We start from the raw sequence: 10,918 nt of genomic DNA, 5'->3' as shown, positions 1-10,918 counted from the left end.
ATTCTCAAAAACTTAATTTTTAGCTCAAGGCCTCGGGGAACCTAGGCTTCTTTCCGGGTGGAAAGGTCACCAACTTTAGCAAATACCCCAAATTCCACTTGCTCTTCCAAACCAGGATCAACCCCAGCAAATACATCCCGGAACAGAGTACGGGAACCATGCCAGATGTGACCAAAGAAGAACAGCAAGGCGAAGACGGCGTGGCCAAAGGTAAACCAACCCCGGGGACTGGTGCGGAACACACCATCGGAGTTAAAGGTTTCAGTGTCGAAGTCAAAGGCTTCACCCAATTGGGCTTTCCGGGCAAATTTCTTCACATCGCTAGGATTGTTGAAGGTTTGGCCATCCAAGGCACCACCATAGAAGCTGACGGTAACACCGGTTTGTTCCACACTAAATTTAGACTCGGAACGACGGAAAGGAATGTCGGCGCGCACAACTCCATCTTCATCGGTCATGATGACGGGGAAGGTTTCAAAGAAGTTGGGCATACGACGGACATCCAGTACCCGACCTTCTTTATCTTTGAAGACTGGGTGACCAATCCATTCTTGGGCAATGCCATCGCCACTGTTCATGGCACCGGTACGGAACAAACCACCTTTGGCGGGGCTGTTACCAACGTAATCGTAGAAAGCCAACTTTTCAGGGATAGTAGACCAGGCTTCAGATAGGGAAGCACCTTCAGCTAACTGGCCATCAACCCGTCGTTGAATTTCTTCTTGGAAATAACCCTTATCCCATTGGTAACGGGTAGGGCCAAAAAGTTCGATGGGGGTGGTGGCGTTGCCGTACCACATGGTACCGGCCACAACGAAAGCGGCGAAAAATACAGCGGCAATACTGCTGGACAATACGGTTTCAATGTTCCCCATGCGGAGAGCTTTATACAAGCGCTCAGGAGGCCGTACCGTAAGGTGGAAAAGACCGGCAATAATACCGACAATACCAGCGGCAATGTGGTGGGCCACTACCCCGCCGGGGTTAAAGGGGTTAAAACCTGATGGTCCCCATTCCGGCGCTACTGGTTGTACATGGCCCGTTAAGCCATAGGGATCGGAAACCCACATCCCAGGGCCCCAAACACCGGTGAGGTGGAAGGCACCAAAGCCAAAGCAGAGTAAACCGGAGAGGAAAAGGTGAATACCAAACATTTTCGGCAAATCTAAGGCAGATTCACCGGTACGGGGGTCAACAAATAATTCCAAGTCCCAAAAAACCCAGTGCCATACGGCAGCTAGGAACAGCAGACCAGAGAGGACGATGTGGGCAGCGGCTACCCCTTCAAAGGACCAGAAACCGGGATCCAAACCAGTTTCTCCGGTGACGCTCCAGCCATTCCAGGAACTGGTGACACCGAGGCGGGCCATGAAGGGCAACACAAACATGCCTTGCCGCCACATGGGGTTGAGCACAGCATCGCTGGAGTCAAAAATGGCCAACTCATAGAGAGCCATGGATCCAGCCCAGCCAGCCACAAGGGCTGTGTGCATTAAATGGACAGAGATGAGTCGCCCTGGATCATTCAGGACAACTGTATGAACGCGATACCAAGGTAGTCCCATTGACGCTCCTTCTAGTAACGAATAGTGTTTTGTGTCTTAAAAGACGATTTAATTTTTATTCTGCGTTGGGTAAATAAAACCCTTGTCTATAGGTTGTGTTAACCGAACAAGACGGACAGAGTCAAGTTTTATCCATTATCCCTTACAAAGTGAGAATATTTTGAAGGATTGTAACGAGCGGCCAGGATTTCTGCAAGATGCCTAGGGGATGGAGAAAAGGGTTAACGGCGCTGGGACTGGTGTGGTTAGCCCCACCTTGCTTCCATAACGGACTGGCGATCGCCCTGGCCCGCAACGGCATTTTTGTAAATGACCTTATGGTGGGTGTGAACGAAGCTGAAGTCATAGAAGACTATCCCAATTATCAAAAAGGAACCTGCGTTCTTGTTTTACAGAGGGATTCACAAAATCTACCTATTCATACGGTTGGGGGAATACCCCAAAATTCAGACTCCCCTGCCGTGTTAATCACTGCCTACCGGCCCAGTGATAACAAATGGGAAAACGACTACAAAACCAGAAAATTATGAACACCAAAGTCCAAACAAAAATTATTCATGAAGGTGACTATATGGCAGAAATTCAAGTTGAACTAACCTACACTAGCCATGATTGGTCACCCTACCTATCTCTCGCAGAAGCGCAAAAACTTGATCAACTCAGATTAGCCCTGCGCCAAAATGATATTAAAACCGCTTCTGGTCTTGCTCGTATTTACCATCTGACCCCGGTTGTGGTTGCTTAATAAAAAGCCAATTAAAACAGAAGAACTTATGAACTGCCATGGCAACAGTAAGCCACAAGTAAAAGTAAAAGGCAAAATGGCGATTGTCTTAGCCGGGTTGCAAGGACGGCTATCTCAATTGATCAAAGATTTGAGCCATCGCTGTTTAATTTTTTTGGCAGGAGCTGAAGAATCGTTCATTAAGCGAATAGATTTTAGTTATTAACAGTTATCAAAAATATTGAGCCCGCCCCGGCAAATGAAGCTATTTACTTTCTAGCAAGCACCAATCTAGTGCTCACCGCTAGCGATAAAGATAGATAAATACTTTCTGGTGCTCGGGTTAACTTTAAGCATCATGGAGAATTTTCATATATTATTACTATAGAGATTTTTATTTGATTTTTCTACTATAACTTGCAGTTGTTCACAAACAAGAGGTTTTGTTAATGGCTCTTTTTGATTTATTTTCTAAACGCCAAAAGCGATTACGTGGCGAAGTACCTGAAGTTTATGTATATGACAATGTTCCTAAACCGCTACGTGTTCAGCTGATTCAAATACTAAGCGATGGCATCGGCGACGAAAGATATCATCGTGTTTCGTTATCTATCTATTCGGAAATTCACAAGATTTTGTGTAGAGAATATGGTGTTTTCTCCCTCACAAATAATCGTTATTTATCGGATTGGGAGTCGATTGCGAATTACCTACTCGAAACCGAAGATATTGAACAAATTATTGATATTTTTGAATTAGGTCTTCGTTCTGTAGACACCATTGTAAGAAGAGAAGGATGGCAGCATATAGGCTGTGCTACAAGCCCAGATGATACAATTTTTGAAGTCAATACAAGATTTAAGGAACATGGTATTGGTTTTGAGTATGTTTCTGGCGAAATCATCCGAATAGATTCACAGTTAATCCACAATGATGTTGTCAAACCAGCTCTAAAGCTACTTTCTAACCCAAGGTTCAAAGGAGCTAATGATGAATTTCTCAAGGCCCACGAACATTATAGGCATGGTCGATATAAAGAATGTCTGAAGGCATTTGAGAGTACCATGAAAACAATTTGCGATTTGAAGGGATGGAAATACCAAACTAATGATACAGCCAAGAAACTAATTGACGTTTGCATAGCCAACGAACTTTTCCCGACATTTATGGAATGCCATGTTAAGAATCTCCGCGTAATACTTGAGAGTGGAGTTCCGACTGTACGAAATAAACTCGGTGGACATGGACAGGGTTCGACAATAACTACCGTATCTGAATCAACAGCCCGCTTTGCATTGCATTGCACTGCCGCAAACATTTTGCTGTTTGTAGAATGAACTTCCCCGCTGCAAGCAACGGGGTATCACTGCGCTTCACTTCACACACTTCGTGGTTCAGTTACGCTTTACAATGCCCTTCGGACATCGTTTTCATTTGTAGTCGCAGCAAGCTGCGGGGTATGTATCCCAAGAATTAAGATCAATCTAGCTTGGGAGGGCTAAAAATCTACCTAAAAATGGGTAGAGCCAAAAGCCTTAAGATTATTTGGTCTCATTCGTGGATGTTTTGACCATAGTTTCCAATTTAGCAAGACGACTCTGGAGATCTTGATTCTCCTGTTGGAGTTTTTCCAAATTGGTTTGCAGATCCTTGATTTTTTCGTCGCTGCCAATTTTGGCTTGGACTTTTTTCACCGCTTCTTCCGCCATGCGCCGTACCCGACCATCGGGGGTTTGGTTGGCCAAATTTTGCAAAATGCCGATCGCCTTGGGGGTTTCCATTTGACCTAGGGCAGAAGTAATAGAAACTTGAGTGAGGAAAAATTCTTCCTGGGCGATCGCCGTTAGTTGCTCCAGAATTTCTGTCAGTTTTTCGGGTGATTGCCCAACGGAAACGGCTCCTAAAGCTCGAATGGAGGCCAGTCGCAGAGGTTGGGGCACCCCATTGGCGGTGTAGGTCAAAATCGTATCCACTGCTTGGGCGGAAGTGGTCAATTGACTCAGACCGGCGATCGCCCCACAACGCACCACTTCATTCCAACCAGGGCGAGTTTGCAAAACCGTTGTTAACTGTTCGACAATTTCCCCTTCATTGTCCTTGAGCAGACCAGACCCCAAAGCACCGAGGGCACTAGCCGCCGCTGACTCTGCATAGTAACTCGCTTCCCCCTGGGCTAAACATTTTTTGATCGCTTCATAACTGGCGGAGGTTTTGATCTTGGCTAAAGAAGCAATGATCGCCCGTCGCACCTTGGGGTGGTCATTCTTTGCCAATCCCTGGAGCAATAGGGTTCCTGCTTGATCCAAGTTAATGCCCGCCAACTGTTCAGCGATTTCTACCCGCACTCCCCAGAAAGGATCGTTTTGCAATCTTTCCCCTAGGAATTCCACCGCTTCCAAGCCCCCCTGTTTGGCAATGGCGATCGCCGCTTGAATGCGAGCAATGGGGTCAGTATCGTGGGTACATTGGGCTTTTAACTCCGCTAGGGGATAGGCTAATTCCACCGTTTTGAGAAAATTATTGCCTTGGTCAAAGCTAATAAAATCTGGCTTACGGATTAAGGGAAAATAAAAGACTTGCTCCCGTTCTTTGAGTTGCAAGGGAATTACTTGGCTTGTTACTTTTTCTCCTTCTAAAAAATTAAAGGCAACGGGAATTTTTAAGTTAAATAAATCCTTGTGATCGCTGTTGGCTTTGGCTTGGGTTTGGGTGATGGTTAACTTGGCTAACTTATTGTCATTGTCCCAGCTATAGCTAACTTTAAATTCGGGATGACCACCCCGAAAAACATACTGATCAAACAACCAAAGTAGATTGAAGCCCGTTGCTTTTTCAATGGCCCGCAATAAATCAATGGTTTCCACAGTGCTGTGGGCATGGTCATTAACAAAGGTGTGGACAGCTTTAAAGAATAGCTCATCCCCCAATACCGTCCGGATCATGTGATAAACACAGGCTCCCTTTTCATACAAATGGCGATCATAAAGTTCGATGGCTTCTCGATAAACGTGGGTGACAATGGGGCGGCGGTAACGGGAACTATCTTCCGCTAGGTAATTCCTTGCTTCCCCCAACAGGTAATAGGCGGCATCATCTTGACCGTATTCGTGGTCTGTCCACAAAACTTCTGCATAGGAAGCCATACCCTCCTTGAGCCAAGCATGGGACCAATGTTTAATCACCACCAAGTCCCCAAACCATTGGTGGGCTAACTCATGGGCGACTAAACTTTCCGTGTTGCGGTTATCTAATGCCGCCCGTTCATCTAATAAACAACGATCCATTAGTAACGTTGTCGAAGTATTTTCCATGCCGCCAAAAATAAAATCCGCTACACACACTTGGTCATAGTTGGGATAGGCGTAGGGATAACCAAAAGTTTGGTTAAAAAACTCGATCATACGGGGGGTTTTGCCCATGCTCCTTTGACCGTCCGCTTCCCGACCTTTTTCGACGTAGTAGCGCACTGGCAGATCGCCGTAACTATCGGTCAATTCAGCAAAGTCCCCGATCGCCAGGGTCATTAAATAGGTGGGATGAATTTGGCTTTGGGACCAATGGAAAACCTGTTCATTGCCCAGATCTGTTTGCTCAATTAAACTGCCGTTGGAAATCACCCGATAGGGCTTGGCTACCTGCACCCGAATTTCCGATGTGGCCAACTGCCCCGGATAATCAAAACAGGGGAACCAATAACGGGAATCTTCATCTTCCCCCTGGGTCCAGACCTGCACCGGCTTATCGGGATAATGGCGATCGGGCTGGATAAAATAGATGCCCCGGCGGGGATTTTTCAACTCATACTGAATTTCCAGGGTCACCGGCTCAACGCTTAACGGTTGCAGTAAATCAATGGTCAGACGATCGCCGTCATGGTCAAAATGTTGACTTATTCCTTTCACCAAGACCCAGGCAATTTTTAGATCCACCGCATCCAACACCAGTTGTTGAATACCAGGGCGCACCGGGGTGAGGGTAAGACGACAAACCCCCTGTAAATGCCGTTCTGCCAGGTTGATTTTTAAGTCCAAAAAGATATGATTTACCTGCCCAGGGCGATCGGGGTTGTAGTGGGGCTTAGCGCCGGGCAACTCAAAGCTTTTCCGTTGGTTGGACTCGGTATCAAAGGTTAAAAACGACATGGGGAAATTTGCGCCGGGGTAAGGAGAATATACTCCTCAAACCATAACCCTGAAAGCCTTTCCCTGACAAGCATGGACATGGATAAGAAAAATCCCCCTGGGAAAGGAGGATTGGGCAAAATGGTTCATTATTTAGTTGTCAGCCATGGGGGGATCGACCCATAACCCAGTCGGATAATCTATTTCCAATTCTTAGCGACGATTTCTGCCAAGTCGACAACCCGTTGGGAATAGCCCCATTCGTTGTCGTACCAAGCAATCACTTTGACCATGTCACCGCCCATTACCATGGTAAGGCTACCATCCACGGTGGAAGAGCAATCCGTACCCCGGAAGTCGCTGGAGACCAGTTCCAAATCGGTGTAATCCAAAATTCCTTTCAGGCCAGTGGTGGCGGCTTCCTTCAGCACCCCGTTAACCTGTTCAGCAATGGTATTTTTCTCTACCTGTACCACTAAATCCACTACGGAAACGTTGGGGGTGGGCACCCGCAGGGCAATACCGTTTAATTTGCCTTGCAGTTCGGGGATGACCAGGGCTACGGCTTTGGCGGCACCGGTGGAGGTGGGCACAATGTTAACAGCGGCGGCCCGGGCCCGGCGTAAATCCCGGTGGCTAGCATCGAGGATCCGTTGGTCCCCGGTGTAGCTGTGGGTAGTGGTCATGGTGCCTTTAATAATGCCAAAGTTATCGTTAACTACCTTGGCGATCGGGGCGAGGCAGTTGGTAGTACAGCTAGCGTTACTGATGACTTCGTATTCTTCGTGTTTGTACTCGTGGGCGTTGACCCCTACCACATAGGTGCCGATGTTGGGACCCTTTCCGGGGGCGGTGATTAAAACCTTTTTGGCGCCGGCCTGAACGTGCTTGGTGGCCCCTTCATGGGTAACAAAAACACCGGTGGCTTCGATGACTAGGTCTACGTTCCATTCTGCCCAGGGCAAATTTAGGGGGTTCCGGTCGGAAACACATTTAATAGTCTTGCCGTTGACGGTAATGGAGTTTTCGTCGGCGCTAATGTCCGCATCCAACTTACCCAACATGGAGTCGTAGCGCAAAAGGTGAGCATTGGTTCTGGGATCGGAAGTGTCGTTGATGCCGACCACTTCCAACTGGCTATCGGTGCGCCCCAGCCAGCAGCGGAGAAAATTGCGTCCGATCCGTCCAAATCCGTTAATTGCTACTCTAGTCACGTTCGTCTTGCCCTCTCTGTTTTAGCTCAGTACATTTAAGGATTATTAATGACACCAATCATATCCTATTGCCTGAACACTTAGATCCTGAATTTAAAAGGGGGGTGGGAATCTTTTTCTCCTCCTCTCCGTCGCTGTTTACCGTGGACTCTGGGTTTTGTCTATGCCTGGGGGTAGAGTTTTTGTTATGATGTCGCTCAATTACAGGTGCGGTGAACCGGCAGGTGATTGTAGACGTTAACATTTATGGCTTGTGAGGAGCGTTGCTGTGGGTGCTGTGGATTTTAGTGGTCGTCCCTTCCATTTTTTAGGAATTGGGGGCATTGGTATGTCGGCTTTGGCCTACGTCCTCGCAAAACGCCATCTCCCTGTGTCGGGATCCGATCTACGCCGTACCCATATCACCGATCGCCTGGAATCCGTGGGGGCAAAAATCTTCCAAGAACAGGTGCCGGAAAATTTAGAATATTTTCAATCTCTGCAAGTCAATCCGGCGGTGGCTATACCCACTGGTTCCCCTGGTTTAGGTTTGACCCTGGAACAGATCGCTGAATCAGCCAGTAACGGCGTCAACGGCAATGGCCGCTACCAGACCCATTGTCTGCCCCAGGTGGTGTGCTCCACTGCCATCAATGAAGGCAATGTGGAATACCAAGGGGCGATCGCCAAAAATTGTCCCATTTATCACCGCTCCGATATTTTGGCGGCTATGATTGCGGAGTCCCGGGGCATTGGGGTGGCTGGTACCCATGGCAAAACCACCACCAGTAGCTTAATTGGCTATGTGTTAAAGGAAGCTGGGCTAGACCCCACCATTGTGGTAGGCGGTGAAGTGGATGCTTGGCAGGGTAATGCCTATCTTGGTTCAGGGGAATATTTGGTGGCGGAAGTGGACGAGTCCGATGGCTCCTTAACCAAACACCATCCAGAGATCGGCATTGTTACCAACATTGAATTGGACCATCCTGATCACTACTCCACCTTGGCCGAGGTGGTGGAAATCTTCCATAGTTTTGAGTCCCATTGCCAAACCCTGATCGGTTGCCTCGATTGTGGCGTGGTGCGGCAACACCTTTCCCCTAGCATCACCTACAGTCTAGAAAATCGTCCCGAAGCGGATTACCAAGCCCGGCAAATTAAGCGTCAAGCCCATGGTAATGAGGTGGAGGTGTGGGAACGGGGAGTCTGTTTGGGCACCATGACTGTGACTCTGCCGGGGGACCACAACATTAGTAATGCCTTGGCAGCGGTGGCGGTGGGCCGTTTACTAGGTTTAGATTTCCCTGTTATTGCCCAGGCGATCGCCAACTTTAATGGAGCCAAACGCCGCTTTGAATGCAAAGGTTATTGCAACGGCATTACCTTCATTGATGACTATGCCCACCATCCCAGTGAACTACTGGCAACCCTGGCCGCCGCCCGACAAAAGGTAACCCACGGAAAATATGAACGAGTTGTGGCCATTTTCCAGCCCCATCGCTACAGTCGGACCCACACCTTTATGGCGGAATTTGCCACTGCCTTTAAGGATGCGGATTTGGTGGTCTTAACCGATATTTACAGTGCCGGGGAGCAGAATCCCCACAACGTCCGAGGAGAAGATTTGGCCAAGGCCGTAGGCCAATGCCATGGCCATGTGGTTTACCAGCCCCAATTGACGGAATTGAGGGAATTTTTGCCTAAAATTCTGCGGAGTGGTGATTTGGCGCTATTTTTAGGGGCAGGCAACCTCAATCAGCAGATTGCGCCGGTGCTGGCGGCCTGTGCCTAGGCTGGGCAAGCTAACCTAGGGTTATCTGCGACCGATTTTTCCTCGTCCTGCTAATTTTCCGGACTAACCGCCATGATTATTTCCCCCGCTACCCGTCCCACCCCCATGGAACCATCGGCGATCGCCTTGGCGGGGACAGCGACCATCATTCAACCCCACACAAATCTGGCGGAATTCACCACCTATCGGGTGGGAGGTAAAGCTGAGTGGTATGCGGCTCCCCGTTCCCTGGAGGACTTAGGTGCCGTGTTGGCATGGTTTCAAGGTCAGGACTTACCACTGACTTTTTTAGGGGCTGGCTCCAACCTGTTGATCAGTGACCAGGGCATTACCGGGTTAGTAGTTAGTACCCGTTATCTGCGGCAAAGCAAGTTTGATGAAGAACAGGGTTTAATTACCGTGGCTGCGGGGGAACCGATCGCCAAAGTGGGTTGGCAGGCCGCCAAACGAGGTTGGCAGGGGCTGGAGTGGGCCGTGGGCATTCCTGGTACGGTGGGGGGCGCAGTGGTGATGAATGCCGGGGCCCACAATCAATGCACTGCGGAAACCTTGGTAAAAGCTACGGTAATGCACCCCGACGGCAGTTTAGAAATTTTGAGTAATGGACAGCTAGGCTTCAGTTATCGCACTTCCAATTTACAAAAACATTTGGGCGGACGCCTAGTGGTGGATGCCACCTTTCAGTTGAAGCCGGGATTTACCAGGGAAGAAATTATGGCCCGCACCACCCGCAATCTCCATCAGCGCAAAAGTACTCAGCCCTACGACAAACCCAACTGTGGCAGTGTGTTCCGCAATCCCACTCCCCTCTACTCAGCCCGCCTAATTGAAGAATTGGGACTAAAGGGCCACCGCATTGGTGGGGCGGAAGTATCCCAACGTCATGCCAACTTCATCGTTAATATCGACAACGCTAAAGCCCAGGATGTGTTCAACCTCATTTTCCATGTGCAAGGGGAAGTGGAAAAACACCATGGCATTTTGTTAGAGCCGGAAGTAAAAATGTTGGGAGACTTCACTCAGTAAAAATCATTAAGCTACTTTCAAATGCCTAACCCAGCCATTGGCCTTGCCCAACGATTTGGGGATTACCTCGCCCATGGTGATTATGATGCCGCCCACGGGCTGCTGTGCCCCGCACTCCAACAACAGTACTCCCCCTCCACTCTACAGGCCGAGGTGGGGGCCATGATTGACTATGGTTCTGGCCCCATCCACAGGGCGATCGCCATGGCAGAGTTCCTCCTCACGGAGTGGCAGTATCCCCCCATGGAAGCTAATGATTTAGCCTGGGTGTATGTTTCCCTTGAAGGGGAAGATTTTCTCGAAGCTGTATCGGTTATCGTTCACCAACAGGGGGAAAAACTGGCAATTCGCTGGCTGGAATGGGGCCGACCCTGATTTTTTGTCCAGCCGATCTTGACAGAGAGTTTTAGTGGAGTAGATTTTAGCTATGGAAAACCGGCCCTAAACCGCCCCCCTAAAACCCCTAAGCCTTGAAATAGGGAGATCGATGGGGCCAT

The 10,918-nt window shown here is 48.7% G+C and carries 10 protein-coding genes; 7 read left to right on the top strand and 3 right to left on the bottom strand.

Translation table 11 applies throughout. The features are described from left to right. Positions 1-41: 41 nt before the first annotated feature. Positions 42-1,565, bottom strand: a complete 1,524-nt coding sequence (psbB, locus tag H6G45_RS08670; RefSeq protein ID WP_190598054.1) for a photosystem II chlorophyll-binding protein CP47 — start codon at positions 1,563-1,565, stop codon at positions 42-44. 239 nt (positions 1,566-1,804) lie between these two features. Between psbB and H6G45_RS08665 the strand changes: the two genes are divergently transcribed. From H6G45_RS08665 to H6G45_RS08650, 4 genes are all read left to right on the top strand, one after another. Then, positions 1,805-2,095 (top strand): DUF4258 domain-containing protein, encoded by a 291-nt coding sequence (locus H6G45_RS08665; RefSeq protein ID WP_347338256.1) that lies wholly within the window; start codon positions 1,805-1,807, stop codon positions 2,093-2,095. Continuing rightward, the gene (locus H6G45_RS08660; protein WP_190598053.1) at positions 2,092-2,310 is read left to right on the top strand and encodes a hypothetical protein; all 219 of its coding nucleotides are present in this window, start codon (positions 2,092-2,094) and stop codon (positions 2,308-2,310) included. Before H6G45_RS08665 ends, H6G45_RS08660 begins: the two co-directional genes overlap by 4 nt. Further along, on the top strand, positions 2,303-2,515 hold the full coding sequence (locus H6G45_RS08655) for a hypothetical protein (protein WP_190598052.1): 213 nt from the start codon (positions 2,303-2,305) through the stop codon (positions 2,513-2,515). The genes H6G45_RS08660 and H6G45_RS08655 overlap by 8 nt, the downstream gene beginning before the upstream one ends. Positions 2,516-2,738: 223 nt before the next feature. Beyond that, positions 2,739-3,626, top strand: a complete 888-nt coding sequence (locus tag H6G45_RS08650; RefSeq protein ID WP_190598051.1) for a hypothetical protein — start codon at positions 2,739-2,741, stop codon at positions 3,624-3,626. Positions 3,627-3,830: 204 nt separating this feature from the next. Here H6G45_RS08650 and H6G45_RS08645 read toward each other — a convergent pair whose 3' ends face one another. Both H6G45_RS08645 and H6G45_RS08640 read right to left on the bottom strand, forming a co-directional pair. Further along, positions 3,831-6,431 carry a M1 family metallopeptidase gene (locus H6G45_RS08645; RefSeq protein ID WP_190598050.1) on the bottom strand — a complete coding sequence of 867 codons (2,601 nt, stop codon included), beginning with the start codon at positions 6,429-6,431 and terminating at the stop codon, positions 3,831-3,833. Between the two features lie 179 nt (positions 6,432-6,610). Further along, positions 6,611-7,624 (bottom strand): type I glyceraldehyde-3-phosphate dehydrogenase, encoded by a 1,014-nt coding sequence (locus H6G45_RS08640; protein WP_190598049.1) that lies wholly within the window; start codon positions 7,622-7,624, stop codon positions 6,611-6,613. Positions 7,625-7,877: 253 nt separating this feature from the next. Between H6G45_RS08640 and murC the strand changes: the two genes are divergently transcribed. From murC to H6G45_RS08625, 3 genes are all read left to right on the top strand, one after another. Beyond that, positions 7,878-9,395, top strand: a complete 1,518-nt coding sequence (gene murC / locus H6G45_RS08635; RefSeq protein WP_190598048.1) for a UDP-N-acetylmuramate--L-alanine ligase — start codon at positions 7,878-7,880, stop codon at positions 9,393-9,395. A gap of 72 nt (positions 9,396-9,467) precedes the next feature. Next, positions 9,468-10,421, top strand: coding sequence for a UDP-N-acetylmuramate dehydrogenase (gene murB / locus H6G45_RS08630; protein ID WP_190598047.1), 954 nt, complete (start codon positions 9,468-9,470; stop codon positions 10,419-10,421). A gap of 21 nt (positions 10,422-10,442) precedes the next feature. Beyond that, entirely contained in the window at positions 10,443-10,796 is a 354-nt protein-coding gene (locus H6G45_RS08625) for a hypothetical protein (protein WP_190598046.1), read from the top strand. Positions 10,797-10,918: the final 122 nt, after the last annotated feature.

This window comes from Synechocystis sp. FACHB-383 (assembly GCF_014698605.1).
GTDB lineage: Bacteria > Cyanobacteriota > Cyanobacteriia > Cyanobacteriales > Microcystaceae > Synechocystis > Synechocystis salina.
Note: the sequence above shows the minus strand (reverse complement) of the source record. Positions and strands in the feature narration are given on the sequence as shown.